This is a genomic window from Enterobacter sp. Sphag1F (assembly GCF_014193275.1).
Lineage (GTDB): Bacteria > Pseudomonadota > Gammaproteobacteria > Enterobacterales > Enterobacteriaceae > Pantoea > Pantoea symbiotica.
Genome location: NZ_JACHZD010000001.1, coordinates 1073601 through 1095437, shown reverse-complemented (window position 1 = coordinate 1095437; position 21837 = coordinate 1073601). Strand labels below are relative to the sequence as shown.

Below are 21837 nucleotides of genomic sequence, written 5' to 3'. Positions count from 1 at the left end.
TATGGCAGAAAATTCCGCTCGTCCCGGCAAAGGGCTGAGCATCTGGTCCGTACTGTTTGGCCTGGTCCTGCTGGCTATCGGCTTGTTCTTCGCTATCGGCGGCGGCAAGCTGGTTGCGCTGGGCGGCAGCTGGTACTTCCTCATCGCCGGTATCGTCATGCTGCTGTCGGCCATTCAGTTCTTCCGTCGCAAATCATCCGCCGTCACCCTGTTTATTCTGGTGTTTGCTGGCACGTTGATTTGGTCACTGTTTGATGCAGGCTTGCATTTCTGGCCGCTGGTATCACGTTTGATGGTGCCGGCCGGCTTGATGCTGTTTGCATTCCTCACCTGGCCAGCTCTGCGTAAAAGCGAAGGCAAAAGCTCTCTGGCGAAAGCCTCTTATGTGCTCTCTGCGGTGATCGCGGTGGGCATGGTGGCGACCTTCGTGCAGATGTTCCAGCCGCATCCTACCGTGGCGTTTGACGGCAAACAGCTGCCGCTGATTCCGGTCGATAAAGCAAAACCTCAGCAAGACTGGAGCAGCTACGGCCGTACGCCGGGTGGCGACCGCTTCGCTGCCATCGATCAGATTACCCGCGACAACGTGAAAGACTTACAGGTCGCCTGGACTTTCCACACCGGTGACACGCCGATCAGCCCAACCGGTAACGGTGCGGAAGATCAGCAAACTCCGCTGCAGGTCGGCAACACGCTGTTCCTGTGCACCCCGCACAACAATGTGATTGCGGTTGCAGCTGACAGCGGTAAGGAAATCTGGAAACGCGAAATCAACGCGCAGGCAGAAGTGTGGAACCGCTGCCGTGGCTTAGCCTATTTCGATGCCACCAAACCGCTGCAGCAGCCAACAGAGCCGGGCTCAACGCCGGTGACTGCCGCTGTGCTTCCTGCGGGCGATACCTGTCAGCGTCGTATTCTGATGAACACCATTGATGCGCGTCTGATTGCTATTAACGCCGATAACGGTGAGCTGTGCGACACCTTCGGTACGCACGGTGTGGTTGACCTGAAAACTGGTCTCGGCAGTGCGCCAGATCCGCAGTATCAGCTGACGTCACCGCCAGCGATGGCCGGTACCACCGTTGTGGTGGGCGGTCGCGTTGCAGATAACGTACAGACCGACATGCCTGGCGGCGTGCTGCGTGGTTTTGACGTGATCACCGGTCAGATGCGTTGGGCGTTTGACCCAGGCAACGATGACCCCAATGCGGTGCTGATGCCGGGTAAAGATTACACCCGCAGTACGCCGAACTCATGGGCGCCAATGTCTTACGATCCGGCAATGAACACCGTGTTCCTGCCAATGGGAAGCTCGTCAGTGGATCTGTGGGGTGCAAACCGTACCAAACTGGATCACACCTACGGTGCATCAATCCTGGCGCTGGATGCCACCACCGGTAAGCAGAAGTGGGTTTATCAGACCGTGCATAACGATCTGTGGGACTTCGACCTGCCAATGCAGCCGAGCCTGGTAGACTTCCCGATGAAGGATGGCACCAACAAGCCGGCCGTGGTTATCGGCGCGAAAACCGGCATGATTTGGGTGCTGGACCGCCTGACCGGCAAGCCTTTGACCAAAGTTGAAGAGCTGCCGATGCCGCAGGGTCACATTCCGAACGAGCAGTACACCAAAACTCAGCCGCACTCAGTGGAAATGCCAAACATTGGCAACCAGAAAATGAGTGAGTCGGATATGTGGGGCGCAACGCCGTTTGATCAGCTGGCGTGCCGTATTGCCTTTAAAGGCATGCGTTACGATGGTCTGTTCACCGTGCCGGATACCGATAAATCCCTCAGCTTCCCAGGTTCGCTGGGCGGTATGAACTGGGGCGGTATCTCGTTTGACCCGAACAACCAGTATATGTTCGTTAACGACATGCGTCTGGGCCTGTGGGTACAGATGATCCCACAAGACACTAGCAAAACTGCGGCCAGCAACGGTGGCGAAGCCATCAACACCGGTATGGGTGCGGTTCCGCTGAAAGGCACACCGTACGCGGTTAACAAAAATCGCTTCATGTCGCCGCTGGGCATTCCGTGTCAGGCTCCGCCGTTCGGTACGCTGTCGGCGATTGACATGAAAACCCGTCAGATCGTGTGGCAGGTGCCGGTTGGTACCGTTGAAGATACCGGTCCGTTTGGTATCAAAATGCGCGCGAAGATGCCAATTGGTATGCCGACCTTAGGCGGCACGCTGGCAACGCAGGGCGGCCTGGTGTTCATCGCCGGTACGCAGGATTACTATCTGCGCGCTTTCGATAGCTCAACCGGTAAAGAAGTGTGGAAAGCACGTCTGCCAGTTGGCAGCCAGGGCGGTCCTATCAGCTACGTTTCGCCGAAAACCGGCAAACAGTACATCCTGATCTCCGCAGGCGGCGCACGTCAGTCGCCAGACCGTGGTGATTACGTGATTGCTTACGCGCTGCCAGACAGCAAGTAAGTTCTCAATATGAGAAAGGCCGACATCATGATGTCGGCCTTTTTTTTAACCATCCGTGGCACAACACTTCCTTTAAGGCACCTTAATTACTGCTGCTTGGAAGGGCGACGGCTTTTTTGACCTCCTTTTCTTCCAGCTTCCCTGGCTCTTTCAGGATCGTTTCTGAAATTACCCCCGCTGACTTTGCCGCCAGCGCTACCTGCTTCCCTGGCGCGCTCCGGGTCCTCTGCAAAGTTCCCGGCACCACCTCGTTGCTTTTTTTGTGTCATAGCAGAGACCTCATCTAAGGGTGTTTTCTTCGACGTGGACTAGCTAGCCACATAATGAGTATAGTCAATCAGTTACGCTCTGCCTTGAGAGATCTCTGATAACCTATTCACCGTCTCGCCACAGCGATTGCAGTTCGGGTGGTGCCAGTTGTTCGGGAATTAAAATCACTAAGCTTGCCGCCTCGCGATGAGTGGCGTAGGTGATTTGAATGCGGTAATAGCGTTGATCGCCGCTACCCATGTTTGCCGCCTGATCTTCTGGCTCGCCCAGCGGCATTGCCTGCTCCAGCACCTCGCAGACGCGCTGCTTTTGCGGTTCCGGCAGTTCCGCCAGCGCAAAGCGCCGTTCGCCGCGTAGTTTGGGAATAAAAGCGATACCGCCTTCGCGTGCCAGCTCGATGATTGCGTCATCGGTCAGTTGGATGTCCATGTTACGCCTACCTGCTGCCAGGCGGATTGGATCTTCTCCGCCACTGAGTTGTTGAACCGCTGTTTCGCGTGCTGCACGGTAAAGCGTGCAAAGGTGCTGAAATCGGCATCCTGCGGCAGCGTTTTATCACACAGCGTGTCGTACCAGGCTTGACCCGCCTGTTCCCACGCGAAGCCGCCCAGCGCTTTAGCGGCGAGATAGAAGGCGCGATTGGGAATGCCAGAATTGAGATGCACGCCGCCGTTGTCGTCACGCGTTTCGATGTAGTGAGCCATATCGGCCGGTTGCGGATCTTTGCCCAGCACCGGATCGTCGTAGGCGGTGCCGGGTGATGACATCGATCGCAATCCGCGCCCGTTGATGCCCTGCGCCAGCAAACCTTCGCCGATGATCCAGTCGGCCTGATCGGCGCTCTGCTTGAGGTGGAATTGCTTAACCAGCGAGCCAAAGACGTCAGACATCGATTCGTTCAGCGCACCTGCCTGTTGGAAATAGATCAATCCCGCTTCGGTTTCCGTCACGCCGTGCGTCAACTCGTGCGCCACAACATCCAGCGCGATGGTGAAGCGATTGAAAATCTCGCCGTCGCCGTCACCAAACACCATCTGCTGCCCGTTCCAGAAGGCGTTCTGATACTCCTTGCCGTAATGCACAGTGCCATCCAGCTTGAGGCCTTTGTTGTCCAGAGAGTTGCGTTGATATGTTTGCCAAAAGAAATCGTAGGTAATGCCGAGATAGTTCCACGCCTCTTCGGCTGCGACATCTCCATTGCCCGGCTGGTCTTCATCGCGCACCAAAGTGCCGGGCAGATTTTGTGTTCCTTCGGCGTCGTAGATAGCCCGCAGCACCGTGCCAGGCTGCGCTGTGGCGGTGCTTGCCGGTTTAGCATTGTGTTCGCCCATTAAGTGCTGGACGTGGGTGAGGGTGCGGCGCGCGTAGTCTTGTTGCGCGCCGGAGCAGTTATCAATGATATTGCGCAGAATGTAGGGTGGGATAACGCTGTAAGACATACCAATCTCCCTGGCTCTTTAACGAATGTGCCAGAAAGTATAGTTTTCATACTATGAACGTGCTTTGCGACTCCGGGATTTCTGCGGTTCGAGGGCGGTAACCTGGCTTTCCACCCAACCATCGTCCAGCCGGGTACGTAGCAAGTCGCCTTTGCTGAGCTGCTGGGTTTTCTTTACCACCTGACCTTGCGTGTCGGTAGTGACGCTGAAGCCACGCGCCAGCGTCGCCAGTGGGCTCACGCCTTCCAGCTGTGCTGCCAGCGTGCCAAAGCGCTGACGATTGTGATTGAGCTGCTTTTCCATGCCCTGCTGTAAGCGATAGTGCCACTGCTGGAGCTGCTGCTGAGCGCGCAGAATACGTCCCTGCGGCTGCTGGGCATTGAGGCGTTGCAGCAGGCGATCCTGCTGACGATTAGCCACACGCAGGCGCTGGTCCATAGCTTCACCGAGACGACGCTGCAGCTGGAAGAGCGCAGTCTGCTGACGTGCCAGACGCAGCTGCGGATGCTGCTGCTGCAAACGGTGCTGGATGCGCGTGAAGCGACGCTGCTGCTGTGCCAGATAGAAATCCATCGCCATCTCCATGCGCTGCTGCTGCGACTGCAAACGGCGCAGCAGTTCGAGCTGGTTACGGCTCACCAGTTCTGCCGCAGCAGAAGGCGTTGGCGCGCGTAAATCCGCTACGAAGTCAGCGATAGTGACATCGGTTTCATGCCCAACGGCGCTGACAATAGGCAGGCGGCTGGCAAAGATCGCCCGCGCTACACGCTCGTCATTGAAACTCCACAAATCTTCCAGCGAACCGCCGCCACGGCCCACAATCAGTACGTCACACTCATCGCGCTGGTTGGCCAGCTCAATGGCACGCACAATGCTGGCTGGCGCATCCACGCCTTGCACCGCCGTTGGATAAATAATCACCGGCAAGGAGGGATCGCGTCGATGCAGTACGCGTAGTACGTCGTGCAGCGCCGCCCCGGTAGCGGAGGTAATCACGCCGACCTGACGCGCCGGATCCGGCAGCGGCTGTTTGAACTGTTGATCGAATAAGCCTTCCGCAGCCAAACGCGCTTTCAGCTGTTCAAATTGCTGCTGCAGCAAGCCTTCACCAGCGGGATGCATGCTTTCGATAATCAGCTGATAATCACCGCGCGGCTCATACAGCGTGATGCTGGCACGCACTAAAACCTGCTGGCCATGCTGAGGACGGAAGGTGACGCGCCTATTACTATTGCGGAACATCGCGCAGCGCACTTGTGCGCCATCATCCTTCAACGTGAAGTACCAATGACCGGAAGAGGGCTGAGTGAAATTTGAAATTTCAGCACTGAGCCACACCAGGCCCATCTCATTTTCCAGCAGTTGGCGCACCGTGGTGTTCAGGCGGCTGACAGTAAAAATATTGGCGGTTGGCGGTAGCGACATGTGATGTAGATCAAATTTTAAATCAGAGGGTTAATCAACTGATACTACATTGCTTGCCCTGAGGATCAAGACTTTTTCTGAAAAAACACTGGAGGCAATCGGTTTCGGCCTGTATAATGCCGCGGCAATATTTTATCTGTTTTAATCGCCCCCAGGTGGAGATATTGCAATGTTAAGAATCGCTAAAGAAGCCCTCACATTTGACGACGTTCTGCTCGTTCCCGCTCACTCCACTGTCTTACCGAACACCGCTGATCTCAGCACTCAACTGACGAAAAATATCCGTCTGAACATCCCAATGCTCTCTGCTGCCATGGACACCGTGACCGAAGCCGGTCTGGCCATTGCGCTGGCGCAGGAAGGTGGTTTGGGCTTTATTCACAAAAACATGTCAATTGAGCGCCAGGCGGATGAAGTTCGTAAGGTGAAAAAACACGAAAGCGGTGTAGTTACCGATCCGCAAACCGTGCTGCCAACCACCGCGCTGGCGGCGGTGAAAGAGCTGACCGAACGTAACGGTTTCGCCGGTTATCCGGTGGTGAACACCGAGAACGAGTTGGTGGGTATCATCACTGGCCGTGACGTGCGTTTTGTTACCGACCTGACCTTGCCAGTTTCTGCGGTGATGACCCCGAAAGAGCGTCTGGTAACGGTGAAAGAAGGTGAAGCACGCGAAGTTGTGCTGCACAAAATGCATGAAAAACGTGTTGAGAAAGCGCTGGTTGTTGATGACAGCTTCCACCTGCTGGGCATGATCACCGTTAAAGATTTCCAGAAAGCCGAACGTAAACCTAACGCCTGTAAAGATGCGGAAGGCCGTCTGCGCGTAGGCGCGGCGGTAGGTGCTGGTGCAGGCAACGAAGAGCGTGTCGATGCGCTGGTGGCTGCCGGTGTTGACGTGCTGCTGATTGACTCGTCACACGGTCACTCAGAAGGTGTGCTGCAGCGTATTCGGGAAACCCGTGCAAAATACCCGAACCTGGAAATCATCGGCGGCAACGTCGCTACTGGCGCAGGCGCACTGGCGCTGGCGCAGGCAGGCGTGAGCGCGGTGAAAGTGGGTATCGGCCCTGGCTCAATCTGTACCACACGTATCGTTACCGGCGTTGGCGTTCCACAGATCACCGCCGTTTCTGATGCAGTTGCCGCGCTGGAAGGCACCGGAATTCCGGTTATTGCTGATGGCGGTATTCGCTTCTCTGGCGACATCGCGAAAGCGATTGCAGCAGGCGCAGCGGCCGTCATGGTTGGCTCAATGCTGGCCGGTACCGAAGAGTCTCCGGGCGAAATCGAGCTGTATCAGGGCCGTTCGTTCAAATCTTATCGCGGTATGGGTTCACTGGGCGCGATGTCCAAAGGCTCTTCAGACCGTTACTTCCAGAGCGATAACGCCGCAGACAAACTGGTACCGGAAGGTATCGAAGGTCGCGTTGCCTATAAAGGCCGCCTGAAAGAGATCGTGCACCAGCAGATGGGCGGCTTGCGCTCTTGCATGGGCCTGACCGGTTGCCCAACCATCGACGATCTGCGTACCAAAGCGGAGTTCGTGCGTATCAGCGGCGCGGGCATCAATGAAAGCCACGTGCATGACGTGACCATCACCAAAGAGTCACCAAACTACCGCATGGGTTCATAATCCCGTAAAATTTAGCGCCCGGCACCCGCCGGGCGCTTTTATTATTAAGTCCATCCCAATGGAAACGCCTCAATGACGACTGAAAATATTCATAAACATCGTATTTTGATCCTCGATTTTGGTTCTCAGTATACGCAGCTGGTTGCGCGCCGCGTGCGCGAACTGGGTGTTTACTGCGAGCTCTGGGCGTGGGATGTCACCGAAGAGCAAATTCGCCAGTTCAACCCGAACGGCATCATTCTCTCTGGCGGTCCGGAGAGCACCACCGAGCTGAACAGCCCGCGTGCCCCGGAATACGTGTTTAACGCCGGCGTGCCTGTGTTGGGCGTTTGCTACGGCATGCAGACCATGGCGATGCAACTGGGCGGCAAGGTAGAAGGCTCTAACGAGCGTGAATTTGGTTATGCGCAGGTTGAAGTGCTGACCCAGAGCGCGCTGGTGCGTGACATCGAAGATGCGATTAGCGCAGCAGGTAAACCGCTGCTGGACGTGTGGATGAGCCACGGCGACAAAGTCACCGCCATCCCAGCCGGTTTCGAAACCGTTGCCAGCACCGAAACCTGTCCGTTCGCCATCATGGCCAACGAAGAGAAGAAATTCTATGGCGTGCAGTTCCACCCGGAAGTGACGCACACGCGTCAGGGCCTGCGCATGCTGGAGCGTTTCATTCGTGACATCTGCGGCTGTGAAGCGTTGTGGACGCCAGCCAAAATCATCGAAGATGCGGTTGAGCGTATTCGTCAGCAGGTTGGCGAAGACAAAGTGATCCTCGGCCTGTCTGGCGGTGTGGACTCTTCTGTGACCGCGATGCTGCTGCACCGCGCCATCGGCGAGCGTCTGACCTGTGTGTTCGTCGACAACGGTTTGCTGCGTCTGAATGAAGCTGAGCAGGTGCTCGACATGTTTGGCGACCACTTCGGCCTGAACATCGTGCACGTTGCCGCTGAAGCGCGCTTCCTTGATGCGCTGGCGGGCGAGAACGATCCAGAAGCCAAACGTAAAATCATCGGCCGCGTATTCGTTGAAGTATTCGACGAGCAGGCACTGCGTCTGGAAGACGTGAAGTGGCTGGCGCAGGGCACCATCTATCCTGACGTGATCGAATCCGCGGCTTCGGCCACCGGTAAAGCGCACGTGATCAAATCGCACCACAACGTGGGCGGTTTGCCGAAAGAGATGAAGATGGGCCTGGTTGAGCCGCTGAAAGAGCTGTTCAAAGACGAAGTGCGTAAAATCGGTCTGGAACTCGGCTTGCCATACGACATGCTGTATCGTCACCCGTTCCCAGGTCCAGGTTTGGGCGTGCGCGTGCTGGGCGAAGTGAAGAAAGAGTACTGCGACCTGCTGCGCCGTGCAGACGCTATCTTCATCGAAGAGCTGCATAAAGCTGACCTGTACAACAAAGTCAGCCAGGCGTTCACCGTGTTCCTGCCAGTGCGTTCTGTTGGCGTAATGGGCGATGGTCGTAAATATGATTGGGTGGTTTCACTGCGTGCGGTGGAAACCATCGACTTCATGACCGCGCACTGGGCGCACCTGCCGTACGATTTCCTCGGCCGCGTCTCTAACCGCATCATCAACGAAGTGAACGGCATTTCCCGCGTGGTTTATGATATTTCAGGTAAACCACCTGCGACGATCGAGTGGGAATAAATCCTGCTCTGATTACTGCGTAAAAACGAAGCCCGCTTAATTGCGGGCTTTTTTATGACATCTGCTATTTAAGGTTGTGGAATAAGCCGTACACCTGCTGCACGGGTGATCTCCGTGAGAGTCGTCAAGGTAGGATTGCCGTTTTCAGATAGCGTTTTATAAAGTTGCTGACGTGACAGACCTGATTTTTTAGATATTTCACTGATGCCACCTCGCGCTTCAACAACACGGCGCAAGGCGATAAGGAAGGCTGCAATACCCCCTTCTTCATAAATATCTTCAAGAGCGGTCTGCAGATAAATTTGTGCATATTCAGGGTTTTCGCGCAGCTCTGCGACCATCGCATCATCGTGGCTGATTGCTTTTTTCTTGTTAGCAGACTGAATGATGATAGTCATATTCTTACCTCTTTTGATAATCCCGCCAAAATTTTACAGCTTTCGTTAAATCACTTGCCTGGGTGGATTTATCTCCACCAATGAGGAGTAAAATTATTCTGTCGCCATCAAGCGCGTAATAGACTCGATAACCGGGGCCGTAATCAATTCTCAGCTCCCAAACACCATCCAATTCAAACTTATGATCGCCAAAATTGCCGCTCTCAGCGCGGTCAATGCGGATATCAATTTTTGCTGCAGCACGAGGATCTTTTTTGCGTAACTTTTTAATCCACTCAGTGTAGGGAACCTTTCCGGTTGCGTCCTGATAACGTTGAGTCGTGTACAGCATAGCATCCTCGCAAGCACTGAATCCTGTCCGTAGTGTCGTTTATAAATGACAATGGGGCAATCAAATTTTGTACAATCACAGTACTTTTGTTAGGCATGTCGTTTTTTCGCCTCATCGCATAGTTCGTGAATACAAAGCCAACCGTTTCGTTGCAAGATAGCGAGTGATTTTTACTCATCAGGATGCCGTCGATGTTGCCTTTCAAAGCCGTACTGATCTCTTTTCTTTGCATCATCTTGCTTTCATTAGGCGCGAGTCTGGCGCAGGCAACGCGTAGCGGTGAGCTCACCTCTGAACGCGGTGGCTGGGCGTCCGCAAGGCGGGATTCTGCCGGTATCGCACCGGATCCACAGCGTTATGCGGCTGAAGCTATCGTGCAGGTTTATGCTGCGCCAACCTATGGTTGGAAGGGCGCCGTAGCGGTGCATCCATGGATTATCTTTAAACGCGCCGGTGAAACCCGCTACAACCGCTATGAAGTGATTAGCTGGGGCAGCGGCGATAAAGTGCGGCGCAACAGTAATCTCCCGGATGGCTACTGGTACGGCGCGAAGCCGCGTCTGCTGGTTGATCATCGCGGCAGTAGCGCAGAAGCGATGATTCCGCAGATCGAAGCGGCAATTAAATCCTATCCGTGGCCAACGACCTATCACGCCTGGCCGGGACCCAACAGCAATACTTTTATGGCGCACATTGGCCGCGAGGTACCGGCGTTGAAACTGGATCTACCGGCTAACGCGCTCGGCAAAGATTATCGCTCGCTACTCAATCCGGTGGGTTTACCGCCGTCAGGTCGTGGCGTACAGCTTTCCCTGCTGGGTGTGCTGGGCGTAACGGTTGGCGCGGAAGAGGGGCTGGAAGTGAACTTGCTGGGATTAAACATGGGGCTGGATTTCACACCGTTCAGGCTGCGTCTGCCGTTTATTGGCGGTATCGGGCAGAACAATGTGCAGCGCGACAACCCATAAAAAATTGCCTATATATGCAGGTGCGCATGAATGCGCACCCTACAAAATCCTGCCAAATAAACGTAGGGTCGCCATTCATGGCGACCGATTCACGCTTAACTGACAAGCATTACGTTTTTTAACAGACGCCGAAATCGCCGTCTTCATGATACAGATTCACGGTATCGGCTCTGACTTCAATTTCTCGTTTGATGTGATCATCAACGCGAGCGCACCACAGCATATCTCCTTCCACGCGCAGCACCTGCATCTTTGGGCCGCCGGTCTTAGACTGCACAAAATCATCCACGTTAAACATGCTTCTTCTCCGTCAGGTCAGTGATAACAACAGAGTCTATATGCACTTCAGGCACTGTGCGCTTGATTTTGTGCGCTGTCTTCCAGCATAAATTGAATCAAAGCGCGTTGAGACCGTTCTGGTTATTTTCTGCAGCATTCGCCGCTGAAAATAGTATCGAAACATCTCTAGTTGTCAGTTGACAACTTTTTGCAGTGAGCATAAGGTAACCAGCGATATCAGACAGGAAGCGGCATCCGCATAAAGCGGTAGAAGAAGCTTTGCGATATGCAGAAGCAAGAGGTTGGAAAATTGCAGTCGGCGGCCACCATGCGTGGGGCAAGATGTACTGCCCAGATAACTCGGCAGAGTGTCGATGTGGGGATTACTGTATTACCTGCATCTGGAGCACGCCAAAAAATCCTGAAACGCATGCCAAATTGCTAAGGCGGGTGGTGGATAACTGCAGTGAAAGTCCTAAGCGGATTAAGTGACGAGGAGTGAAACATGGAATTTGAGTTTACGCTGCGTTTTCAGCTCAGTGATGAGATCGACACCGATGAAACGCTTGAGCGTCTTGGTTCGCAAGGTTGCACTGATGCGTTAATTGGCGCGGGTGTAGCGGGAAAATTAAGCATGACGTTCTGCCGCGAAGCCAGCACTGCACAGGACGCGGTACGCAGCGCGTTAGATGATGTTTTTCAGGCATTGCCAGATGCTGAACTGATTGAAGCCGCACCGGATTTAGTCGGGCTGACTGATATTGCAGAGTTGATAGGTGTTTCGCGGCAGAATATGCGCAAGCTAATGCTGAGCCACAGCCCGCAGTTTCCGCGTCCGATTCATGATGGAAAAACAGCGTTATGGCATTTAATCGATGTACTGGAGTGGTTAAATCAGCGTGGTTCAACGCGGGTCAATCCAGCATTGAGTGAACTGGCGCGCGCAACGTTGCAACTCAATTTACAGCATATGCTGCAACGTTACGCACACTGTTTAAAGCCTTAATGATGCAGCAAAAATATCGTCGCCAGACCAAGGAAGATAAAGAATCCGCCGGTATCGGTGATGGCGGTGATCAGCACGCTGGAGCCGACGGCGGGATCGCGTTTCATCTTAGTCATGATTAACGGAATCAGCACGCCCATCAGCGCGGCCAGCAGCAGGTTTAGCACCATCGCCAGCATCATCACGCCGCCGAGTTGCAGATTGTCATACATCAGCCAGGTGACGCCGCCCATAATGCCGCCCCAGAACAGGCCGTTTATTAATGCCACGCCGAGTTCACGCATAATCAGGAATGAGAAGTTACCCGGTTCAACCTGATGCAGCGCCAATGCGCGCACAATCATGGTGATGGTTTGATTGCCGGTATTGCCGCCGATGCCCGCAACGATAGGCATCAGAGCCGCCAGCGCAACCAACTGCGATATGGTTGCTTCAAACAGGCCAATCACGCGCGAAGCGACAAATGCGGTGCACAGGTTAACTGCCAGCCAGGCCCAGCGTTTGCCCACCGCTTTGCGCACCGGCGCAAACACGTCTTCGCCCTGGCTGATACCACCCATTTTACGGATGTTGCTTTCATTCTCCTCGTTCACCAAATCGACCACGTCTTCAATGGTGATACGGCCAATCAGCTTGCCTTGTGCATCGGTTACCGCAGCGGAGATCAGGTTATAACGTTCGAACGCACTGGCGGCGTCTTCCGCTTTATCGTTGAGTTGAAACGTAGTGGGATGCGGATTCATCACTTCGGCGACCAGCATCTTCGGTTTGTTGAGCAGAATATCCGTGAGCGTCAGCTCACCCTGCAGTTGATTCTGTTCGTCAGTGATAAAGATCTTATCGGTGCCGTCAGGCATTTTTTTGCCTTTACGCAGATAGCGCTGCACCGTGGCTAAGGTTACGTCTGAGCGTACCGTCAGGATGTTGAAATCCATGATCTGCCCGACGCGGTCGCGATCCAGCTCGATCACGCTCATTAACCGTGCGCGCAGGCTTGGCTCAAGAGTGGTGAGCAGACGTCCGGTTAAATCGCGCGGCAAATAGCGCGCCAGATATACCTGATCGTCGATATCCAGCGGCTCGATGGCGTGCAGAATATCGCGATCAGACATTTCTTCCGTCAGGCTGGCCCAAACGGTTTCTGAAGCCTCAACCAGCACGTGACCGCGCTGCGCCGTCGGCACTAAACGCCACAGCGCCTGACGCTCTTCTTCTGGCAAGGCTTCGAGGATGTCGGCCAAATCCGCGGCGTGTAATTGCTGCAGCTCACGCTCTAATTCATGACGCCAGTCGGTGATATCACGCAGTTCACCCGCATTAAGATCGACGGATTTATCCAGCAGAACATCAACCAGATCATGCTCGTTGAGCAGCAGGTTAAGGATGTGATGGCGGGTTTCAGCTAATTTTTGTGAATGCGAAGCAGACATAACGCGTTCCTTGTGTCTGTAAAGTCAGCTCACAGTGTAGCGCGTTGCGGGTAACAGGACGTAAAAAGCAGCATTGTCTCAAAGGACAATGTTTAGCAGCGACAGGCGACCCGCAAAGTATTTAGCGCGAATCACTGGTACTCAGAGTGACCGGTTCAGGGATGGCTTTCTTTTGCTGATGATGCTCAATAGCACCGGGAATGATGAAAAGCAGGCGGCCGAACAAAATTAAGAAGCTGACCAGTAAAACCACGCGGGTCATGGTACCGGTTTTGGGACGTCTTCGTGCAGAGATAGCGCTGTTCACGCGGGGTGGTTCCTGTAATTGCCCGGTTGGGCGGAGGCAATATTTAGTCACACTTGGATCGCTAAAGCAATCGCTGTGTGAAAAATGAGCAAAAAAGGTGCGGCGGATTGATCGACATCAGACAAAGTAACGGCCGCGCAAGGCGGCCGTTGGCTTAGTAGCTGGCTTTCTGCGCCAGCAGCGTGGCGAAACGGATTTTAATACGGTTACCGTTTTCATCACGACGATGCAGTTCACCGACATCTTCGTTGTACTTCACGATGTGCCAGTTGCGGTAATAGTGGCTGAGCTCACCGGATTTAAACGCAAACGGGAAATTTTGCGTATTGGGATAATCATCGGTATCCATCGCCGCCACAATCAGGTTGTAGCCATATTTACGCGTGCTGGCCTGCATATCGGCAATCAGCTGGGGAATGGTTGCCGGTTGCAGGAACATCATCACCACGGTCGACAGCACAAATTGATAGGCGCCGTTGAACCGCACGCTATTGAGATCGCAAAGCTCGGTGTGAATGTTCTGCAGATTCTCTTCCGCAATGATGCTGTTCAGGCGTTCCAGGCTGGCGGGATTGCTGTCCCAGGCCGTCACCTCAAAGCCATGCTGATTGAGAAACAGGCTATTGCGGCCCTGGCCGCAGCCCAAATCCAGCGCTTTCCCCACCTCAAGATGTGGCAGGGCCGCCAGCACTTCAGAATGGGTCGGCGTGAGACCGTATTTTTCAGCGTAATAGTTATCGGGGCGTGTAGTCATAACCAGATTGCGGGCCAGCTGCCCGCTTTACTCCTCTTCTTCCAGCATCAGTTTCCAGCCGGTGACATCATTCCAGTAGGCTTGCTCACGCTCCAGATCCAGCTGCACCAGCGTATTCTGGCTGAGGAAGCCGGCAGGGAAGGTCAGCGTCCAGTGGCCATCATCGGTGCTCAGCTTGAGCGAATCCGGTTTGGTAGTCGCCTGGCGCTGATTATTCAGCAGCGTGCCCAGACGCAACAGGAATACCATCGGCAGAAACTGTTTCTTTTTAAACAAGGTGAAACGCGGCATCTCATCCTGCTTCACCGCTTTGCGGTGATAACGTACCAGCGTCGCCAACAGCATCTGTTGATCCTGATTAAAGCCCGGCATGTTGGAGTTTTGCAGGATGTAGGCCGAATGGCGCTGCATGCCGCTGTGATTGATGGTCAATCCCACTTCATGCAGCAGCGCGGCCCACTTTAATAGCGCCGACAGTTGTGGATTGGCTTGCTTTGGATTCTGCTCCTGCCACTGGAGATAAAGCTTCTCGGTGGTTTCCAGCACGCGGCGCGCCTGATCGCTATCAATCGCGTAGTGATTGGCCAGACTTTGCGCAGTGCGGCTGCGGATGTCCTGATGGCGGAAACGGCCTTCCATCTCATACAGCACGCCTTCACGCAGTGCGCCGTCAGAAAGACGCAGTTCGCGAATCGCTAACGCATCAAACACGCCACACAAAATCGCTAAACCCGGCACAAACACCGCTTTACGCTCTTCCGACAAGCCTGGCAGGCTCAGCGCGTTGAACGACTTATGCTTCAGCACTTCGGTGGTCAGTAACTCCAGCGTTTCCGGCGTAATCAGCTTCTCTTTTTCGCCCATCGCCAGCAGCACTTCGCAGGCCGCTTTGATGGAGCCCGAAGCGCCCAGCGCATATTGCCAGCCGTGCAGACGATATTGCCACGCCATGGTTTCCAGCTTTTGCGCAGCGGAGAGGCGCGCACGGCGGAAGTTTTCGGGCGTGATTTCCCCTTTCGAGAAAAACAGATTGGCGAAGCTAACGCAGCCCATGCGGCGGCTTTCTACCAGCTGTGGCTCAAAGTCTTCACCAATCACCAGTTCAGTTGAACCGCCGCCGATATCAATCACCAGCTTGCGACCTTTTTCCGGCTGCGTGTGTTCCACGCCCATGAAGATCAAACGTGCTTCTTCGTTGCCGGAAATCACTTCGATCGGATAGGGAATCACTTCAGCCGCGCGCTGCAAGAACTCTTCGGCGTTGCTGGCGATACGCAGCGTGTGCGTACCGACGATCGTCACGTTGGCGGCACTGAAGCCCTGCAAACGTTCGGCGAACAACGCCAGACAGCTTAGCCCGCGCTCAATCGCTTCTTCGCTCAGGCGATTGTGCGCATCCAGCCCATCGGCAAGATGCACGCGCTGTTTCAGGCGTCCCAGCACTTGCAAAGCGCCATCCACCACGCGGGCAATGACCATATGGAAGCTGTTCGAGCCGAGGTCGATTGCCGCGAATTCTTGAGGTTTCGGCGTACTTTTATGTGAGATTGGCATAGGCGTTATTCGGGTTGTTCCAGTTTCTTGATGTAGTCGTAAATGGCCAGCTGCGAACGCACCTTTTTACGGTTGCCGCGCGGCACATAACGATTACTCAGCTCTTTATCGACGATGCGGGCTTTCACCGTATCACTAAACAGAATGGCGATAATGTCCAGAATGCGTTGCTTCACGCGTGGATCAAGAATCGCCACGGCAACTTCAATGCGGTGATCAATGTTACGCGTCATCCAGTCCGCGGAAGAGAGGAACACCTTTTTCTCGCCGCCGTTCTCAAAAATATAGACGCGGTCGTGCTCGAGATAGCGGTCAACGATGCTGGTAATGCGAATATTTTCACTGATGCCCGGTAAATCGGGGATCAGCGAACACATACCGCGCACCAGCAAATTCACTTTCACGCCTGCCGACGAGGCGGCATACAGCCGATCAACTAAACCATTATCCACCAGGTTGTTGATCTTCAATGTAATGCCAGCAGGATTGCCTTGCTGCGCGTTGGCGATCTCGGCATCAATGAATTTATACAGCATGTCGCGCGAGTTCTGCGGTGATACCAGCAGATGCTCGAAGGTCACCGGGCGATACGGATTCTCAATGAAGTTGAACACGCGGCGCACTTCATTGGTGATGCGCGCATCGGCGGTCAGCAATGAATAGTCAGTATAAATGCGCGCGGTTTTTTCGTTGAAGTTCCCGGTACCGATATGCGCATAACGCACTATTTCTTCGCCTTCACGGCGCGAAATCAGGAACAACTTGGCGTGAATTTTCAGACCTGGCGCGGAGAAGATCACATGCACGCCCGCTTCGGTCAGGCGTTTCGCCCAGCGGATGTTGGCCTCTTCATCGAAGCGCGCCTGCAGTTCCACCACTACCGTGACTTTCTTACCGTTATAGGCGGCGTGAATCATCGCATCCATGATGCGCGAGTTTTTTGCTACGCGGTAAATGTTGATCTTAATCGCCAGCACGTTCGGGTCGAACGAGGCCTGACGCAGCAGCTCCAGCACATGCTCAAAGGTGTGATACGGATAGTAGAGCAGCACATCGCGATTACGGATGGCGTCGAAACCGTTGCGGAAGCCGTCAAAACCGATGTGACGAATCTGCGGCAGCGGACGGTTTTCCAGATTGCTTTTGCCGACGTTCGGGAAGCCGATGAAATCTTTAAAGTTATGGTAGCGGCCGCCGGGCACAATCGAATCGTAATTCGAAATCGACAGCTTATGGCGCAGCATTTCCACCATCGCATCCGGCATATCGCGCTGATAAACGAAACGTACCGGCTCGGCATTGAGACGCTGCTTCAGGCTCGAGGACATCAGCTCCAGCAGGCTCGATTCCATTTCTGTTACCAGATCGTATTCGGCATCGCGCGTCATCTTCATCGAATAGGCATTCAGCGTATCGTAATCGAAGAAGCCTTTGAAAATTTCATCAAGGCAATAGCGCAGGATGTTATCTAGCAGAATCATTGGTTTGCGGCGACGTGGCGACTCAGCCGGCAGGTTAATAAAGCGCGGCACTTTATCCGACGGAATCTCCAGCAGCGCATAACGAATATCGTCGCCGCGAATGATCTCCACCGCCAGATAGGTGTAATCGTCTTTCAGGAATTCGATCAGGTCGGTGTCATGGTTAATCAGAATCGGCGTAACGTGCTGGCGTAATTGATGTTTGAAGTAGTAGCGCAGCCACTCTTGCTGATTCGGTGACAGCTGACGTTCGTTAATCAGGAAGATCTGATTACGCGCCATTTCCAGCAGCAGATCGTTATACAGCGCATCAAACTCCTGATCCGACTTCTGTACCCGCAGCTGAATTTTCTTTAACAAATGTCGCAAAGAGGTCGGTTTGCCTTGCTCTTCGCTGATCAGAATCCGCCGCTTGAGATCGGCAAAACGGACTTTATAGAACTCTTCGAGGTTATTGGAATAAATTCCCAGAAAGCGCATGCGCTCAATCAGCGGATTACTTTTATCCGAGGCTTCCTGTAACACACGTTCATTGAAGCTTAACCAGCTTAATTCTTTTTCTATATACAGCTTATCCTGACCCATTCTGACTCCGAGATGCTGATGCTGGACGGAATGTCCGGCGGAAAATGCACAAAAATGCGTTACCGCTCAGTGTCCGTCACCATTATGGCGAGAGTATGGCAGGCTTGTCCAACGTCAAAGGTTGTCTTATCAATCAGCTACGGGCAACATAGCGACTTGTTTCCACCGGTAACCTGGCCTGCATGAGCATAAATCGTATTCCCGTCCACTTTAGCGACCGTCGTCGACGCGCCACTGATAATTTAGTGCGCCGCGTTGTCACAGCTTGCGGCGTGGGAATTTTGCTGCTGATGTTACTGCTGTTCTTCTGGCTGATCTGGGTGGTGCTGCCGCTGTTTAGCGCGCCAGGGATGCATGCCACCACCAATATTCAGCTGTGGGACAAATCCCCGATGCTGGCGATGGGCAGCGACGGCCATTTGGGCTGGCGCATTAGCCGCAACGAAGCGCGCTTTATTCCGCTCGATGGTCAACCCGCGGCACCGGCACTGGCGCTGAATGGCAAGCCCGATGCGGCGATCGTAAGCTTTGATAACCGCAGCGTGCTGCTCAATATGCAGGGCGAACTGCTGTTAATGCAACCGGTTATCCGCAACGGCAGCGGCGAATGGGGTTTCCCGCTGGGCGATCGTCCGCTGCGCTTGCCGCAAGGCCCGGTCAGTAACATGGCGCTGACGTCGCTCAACGACCATCAATGGTTGATTGCTGCGCAAACTGCAGCTGGCATCAGCCTGCTCACGCTGGAAAATCAGCAAAAAGTGAATCAGATCCTGTTGCCGCAGCAGCAGGCCGATCATCTGCTGTTGTCGCCGGATGGCACCTTGCTTTACGCCAGCAGCGGGCGTTTGCTGCGCGTGTGGCAAATCACGCCGGATGGCGCGCAGCTACGCGAAACCCAAACCCTCAATCTGCCGCCGCAAAGCCTGCATATGTTGGCCGGTGGACGAACTTTGCTGATTCAGGATGCAAAGGGCGTGCAGCAATGGTTCGCTATCGCCAGTGATAAAGGGCCGCGTCTGCAACAGATTCACACCTTCAACGGCAGCCAGCAGGCGCGCGGCATCACGCCGGAACCGCAGCGCCGCGTGTTTGCCACTTACGATGCGCAGGGCAAGGTTCAGCTGTTCGCCAGCAAGCAGCAGGGCGCGATCTTAGCGCGTCAGCTGGCGACGGGCATTCAGGCGCTGGCCTTCGCGCCGCGTGGTGATGCCTTGATCATTGAACGCGCCGGGGAATGGCAGCAGTTTGCTTTAGATAATCCGTGGCCGGACTTCACCTGGCGTAACCTGTGGCAGAAAATCTGGTACGAAAACTATCCGCAGGCCGATTGGGTATGGCAATCCACCGCAGCGGGCGACAGCTATCAAGCCAAGTTCAGCCTGATGCCGCTGGTGCTGGGCACGCTGAAAGCCGCCAGTCTGGCGCTGTTGTTCGCCACGCCGCTGGCGCTGGCCGCCGCGATGTATACCGCGTGGTTTATGTCGCCGGGTTTACGTCGCTGGGTGAAGCCCGCTATCGAAATGATGGGCGCGCTGCCAAGCGTGGTGATTGGTTTGATCGCTGGCGTGTGGCTGGCACCGCACATCAGCACCGCGCTGGTTGGCGTGTTGCTGCTGCCGCTGGTGCTGGCGGCCACCTTACTGTTGTGCGGCGTGCTCAGTCCGCGTTTGCCTGCCAGCTGGCGACGTCCCGGCTTTGAAGTGATTCTGCTGCTGCCGGTATTGCTTGTGGTTACGCTGTTAACGCTATGGCTGCCGACGCTGTTGTGGCCGGAAATTGGCGAGCGTTTAGCCCATTACGAACAGCGCAACCTATTAGTCGCTGCGCTGGCGATGGGTTTTGCGCTGGTGCCGCTGATTTTCACCTTATCGGAAGATGCGCTGTTTAGCGTGCCGGGCGCGCTCGGGCAGGGCTCGCTGGCGCTGGGTGCCACGCCGTGGCAAACCCTGACGCGTGTGGTGCTGCCGGGCGCCTCGGCGGGCATCTTTGCCGCCTTGATGATTGGCTTTGGACGCGCCGTCGGCGAGACGATGATTGTGCTGATGGCCACCGGCAATACGCCGGTCAGCGAAGGCGGCTTATTTGCTGGTCTGCGTGCGCTCTCCGCCAACATTGCCATTGAGATGCCCGAAGCCGCAGCGGGAAGCGCGCATTACCGCATTCTGTTCCTTAGCGCGTTGATACTGTTGATCTTCACGTTGGTGATCAACACCATCGCCGAGTTGATTCGTCAGCGCCTGCGTCAACGTTACAGCCAGCATGAGGGCCACGGATGACGGCGATGAAACAGAACGATCGCTGGCGCTGGCTCACCGCCGGAGCTGTCGCGGTTTGCCTGCTGGCGTTTACCTTACTGATTGGTTTGCTCGGCTGGCAGGGCGTGCGCGCTTTCTGGCCGCAGCCGGTCGATCAATATCAGTTCCAGCCGCCGGAAGGCAGTGCGGTGATGGTGCTAGGCGAAACCTTGCAAAAGCAGCAGCAGGGCGAACAGTGGCGCTATGTGGTGAAAACCGGTAACCGTGACTTTGCCGCGCCGGATTTCCGTGTGCTTTACAGCCAGGGCGAGGCGAAAACCCGTCGTCCTGTCGATGTGTTGGTGCTACAGCGCCGCAACGGCGGCAATGCTTATGGTTGGCTGATAGAGCTGCGCCAGGATAATGAAGTGATGACCGCGCAAAGCCGCGATGCCTTGCTGCATCAGCGTTTGCAGCAGGTACATGAGCAACTTCGCCAGGCGAGTAACATCCGTCGCATCAAGATGGCGCGCCTCAATGCACAGCTGGAAAGCCTGCAGCAGCAGGCCGATGAGCAGCAGCGTAACGGCAGCTTCACTCTGGAAGTGCAGTCCGAGTTTGATGCCAATCGCACGGCGTTACAGCGCCGCTCCAACGCGCTGGCGCAGCAGTTAACCCATCTGCAGCACGAAAGTCAGCGCGATACGCTGGTGCTGCGCGATGTGAACGGCGTGGATCACACCATCCCGTTGGCGCAGGTGGTTGATGCGTGGTATCCGAATGCCATGACATTAACCAACAAAACGCTGCACTTCTTCAGCCAGATTTGGCAATTCGTCAGCGACTCACCGACTTCCGGTGGCGGCGAAAGCGGGGCGTTTCCGGCAATTTTTGGCACCGTGCTGATGGTGCTGTTGATGTCGATCATCGTCATGCCGCTCGGCGTCATCGCTGCGGTTTGGTTGCACGAATACGCCGGACGCAATGCGCTGACGCGGCTGGTGCGCATCGCGGTGGTGAATCTCGCGGGCGTGCCGTCGATCGTTTATGGCGTGTTTGGCCTCGGTTTCTTTGTCTGGCTGATTGGCGGCACCATCGACCAGCTGTTCTTCTCCAGCGCCTTACCCAATCCCACTTTTGGTACGCCGGGCTTGCTGTGGGCCGCGCTGACGCTGGCGCTGCTGACGCTGCCGGTGGTGATTGTTGCCACAGAAGAGGGATTGTCGCGCATTCCGGATAATCTGCGTCAGGGATCGCTGGCGCTGGGCGCAACCCAGGCGGAAACGTTGTGGCGCGTGGTGCTGCCATTGGCGGTACCCGCCATGCTCACCGGCCTGATTCTGGCGGTGGCGCGTGCGGCCGGAGAAACCGCGCCGCTGATGCTGGTGGGCGTGGTGAAAATGGTGCCAGAGCTGCCGGTTGATGCGGTGTTCCCTTATCTGCACCTCGATCGTAAATTCATGCACCTCGGTTTTCAGATCTACGATTTGGCGTTCCAGAGTCCCAATATCGATGCTGATCGACCGCTGGTTTACGCCACCGCTTTGCTGCTGGTGGTGATCATCCTGTCGCTCAATTTGCTGGCGATGGCGCTGCGCCATCGGCTGCGTGAGCGTTACCGGCTTATGACGCACTAAAAAGGTTTCT

General features: G+C 55.1%; 20 protein-coding genes. 8 read left to right on the top strand and 12 right to left on the bottom strand.

Features of this window, described 5'->3' with window-relative positions; translation table 11 throughout:
- The first annotated feature begins 1 nt into the window (after position 1).
- The gene (locus FHW71_RS05000) at positions 2-2440 is read left to right on the top strand and encodes a glucose/quinate/shikimate family membrane-bound PQQ-dependent dehydrogenase (RefSeq protein ID WP_061717961.1); all 2439 of its coding nucleotides are present in this window, start codon (positions 2-4) and stop codon (positions 2438-2440) included.
- Between the two features lie 86 nt (positions 2441-2526).
- Here the strand turns inward: FHW71_RS05000 and FHW71_RS04995 are convergent, their stop codons facing one another.
- The 4 genes from FHW71_RS04995 to xseA form a co-directional block, all read right to left on the bottom strand.
- Entirely contained in the window at positions 2527-2709 is a 183-nt protein-coding gene (locus FHW71_RS04995; protein ID WP_045814915.1) for a general stress protein, read from the bottom strand.
- Between the two features lie 103 nt (positions 2710-2812).
- Positions 2813-3139 carry a protealysin inhibitor emfourin gene (locus FHW71_RS04990; protein WP_179449883.1) on the bottom strand — a complete coding sequence of 109 codons (327 nt, stop codon included), beginning with the start codon at positions 3137-3139 and terminating at the stop codon, positions 2813-2815.
- Positions 3124-4149, bottom strand: coding sequence for a M4 family metallopeptidase (locus tag FHW71_RS04985; protein WP_179449885.1), 1026 nt, complete (start codon positions 4147-4149; stop codon positions 3124-3126). The genes FHW71_RS04990 and FHW71_RS04985 overlap by 16 nt, the downstream gene beginning before the upstream one ends.
- Before the next feature lie 51 nt (positions 4150-4200).
- A complete protein-coding gene (gene xseA, locus FHW71_RS04980; protein ID WP_179449887.1) occupies positions 4201-5574 on the bottom strand; it encodes an exodeoxyribonuclease VII large subunit in 1374 nt (457 codons plus the stop codon).
- Between the two features lie 169 nt (positions 5575-5743).
- Between xseA and guaB the strand changes: the two genes are divergently transcribed.
- Entirely contained in the window at positions 5744-7210 is a 1467-nt protein-coding gene (guaB, locus tag FHW71_RS04975) for an IMP dehydrogenase (protein ID WP_008108316.1), read from the top strand.
- Positions 7211-7282: 72 nt separating this feature from the next.
- Complete coding sequence (gene guaA / locus FHW71_RS04970) at positions 7283-8863, top strand: glutamine-hydrolyzing GMP synthase (RefSeq protein ID WP_008108317.1); 1581 nt, start codon at positions 7283-7285, stop codon at positions 8861-8863.
- 68 nt (positions 8864-8931) lie between these two features.
- On the opposite strand, the gene FHW71_RS04965 is transcribed toward guaA, so the two are convergent.
- Entirely contained in the window at positions 8932-9261 is a 330-nt protein-coding gene (locus FHW71_RS04965) for an addiction module antidote protein (RefSeq protein ID WP_154155677.1), read from the bottom strand.
- 4 nt (positions 9262-9265) lie between these two features.
- Positions 9266-9592, bottom strand: coding sequence for a type II toxin-antitoxin system RelE/ParE family toxin (locus FHW71_RS04960; protein WP_179449889.1), 327 nt, complete (start codon positions 9590-9592; stop codon positions 9266-9268).
- A gap of 191 nt (positions 9593-9783) precedes the next feature.
- On the opposite strand from FHW71_RS04960, the gene FHW71_RS04955 reads away from it, so the two are divergent.
- Positions 9784-10560 carry a DUF3750 domain-containing protein gene (locus FHW71_RS04955; RefSeq protein ID WP_008108318.1) on the top strand — a complete coding sequence of 259 codons (777 nt, stop codon included), beginning with the start codon at positions 9784-9786 and terminating at the stop codon, positions 10558-10560.
- Between the two features lie 118 nt (positions 10561-10678).
- Here FHW71_RS04955 and FHW71_RS04950 read toward each other — a convergent pair whose 3' ends face one another.
- On the bottom strand, positions 10679-10858 hold the full coding sequence (locus tag FHW71_RS04950; RefSeq protein WP_008108319.1) for a hypothetical protein: 180 nt from the start codon (positions 10856-10858) through the stop codon (positions 10679-10681).
- A 215-nt stretch (positions 10859-11073) separates the two neighbouring features.
- Here FHW71_RS04950 and FHW71_RS24005 point away from each other — a divergent pair, with 215 nt between their 5' ends.
- A complete protein-coding gene (locus FHW71_RS24005; protein ID WP_353620987.1) occupies positions 11074-11331 on the top strand; it encodes a hypothetical protein in 258 nt (85 codons plus the stop codon).
- Between the two features lie 13 nt (positions 11332-11344).
- Entirely contained in the window at positions 11345-11845 is a 501-nt protein-coding gene (locus FHW71_RS04945) for a DNA-binding protein (protein WP_179449891.1), read from the top strand.
- Here the strand turns inward: FHW71_RS04945 and mgtE are convergent.
- From mgtE to ppk1, 5 genes are all read right to left on the bottom strand, one after another.
- Complete coding sequence (mgtE, locus tag FHW71_RS04940) at positions 11842-13275, bottom strand: magnesium transporter (protein WP_008108321.1); 1434 nt, start codon at positions 13273-13275, stop codon at positions 11842-11844. The two genes, FHW71_RS04945 and mgtE, sit on opposite strands and share 4 nt — an antisense overlap.
- A gap of 121 nt (positions 13276-13396) precedes the next feature.
- Positions 13397-13582, bottom strand: coding sequence for a YfgG family protein (locus FHW71_RS04935; RefSeq protein ID WP_008108322.1), 186 nt, complete (start codon positions 13580-13582; stop codon positions 13397-13399).
- Positions 13583-13736: 154 nt separating this feature from the next.
- Positions 13737-14336, bottom strand: coding sequence for a tellurite resistance methyltransferase TehB (gene tehB, locus FHW71_RS04930; protein WP_036649510.1), 600 nt, complete (start codon positions 14334-14336; stop codon positions 13737-13739).
- A 27-nt stretch (positions 14337-14363) separates the two neighbouring features.
- Positions 14364-15890, bottom strand: a complete 1527-nt coding sequence (gene ppx, locus FHW71_RS04925) for an exopolyphosphatase (protein ID WP_179449893.1) — start codon at positions 15888-15890, stop codon at positions 14364-14366.
- A gap of 5 nt (positions 15891-15895) precedes the next feature.
- Entirely contained in the window at positions 15896-17956 is a 2061-nt protein-coding gene (gene ppk1, locus FHW71_RS04920) for a polyphosphate kinase 1 (RefSeq protein ID WP_008108325.1), read from the bottom strand.
- 182 nt (positions 17957-18138) lie between these two features.
- On the opposite strand from ppk1, the gene FHW71_RS04915 reads away from it, so the two are divergent.
- Both FHW71_RS04915 and pstA read left to right on the top strand, forming a co-directional pair.
- Complete coding sequence (locus FHW71_RS04915) at positions 18139-20232, top strand: ABC transporter permease subunit (RefSeq protein WP_179449895.1); 2094 nt, start codon at positions 18139-18141, stop codon at positions 20230-20232.
- Positions 20229-21827 (top strand): phosphate ABC transporter permease PstA, encoded by a 1599-nt coding sequence (gene pstA / locus FHW71_RS04910; RefSeq protein ID WP_179449897.1) that lies wholly within the window; start codon positions 20229-20231, stop codon positions 21825-21827. Before FHW71_RS04915 ends, pstA begins: the two co-directional genes overlap by 4 nt.
- Positions 21828-21837 lie beyond the last annotated feature (10 nt).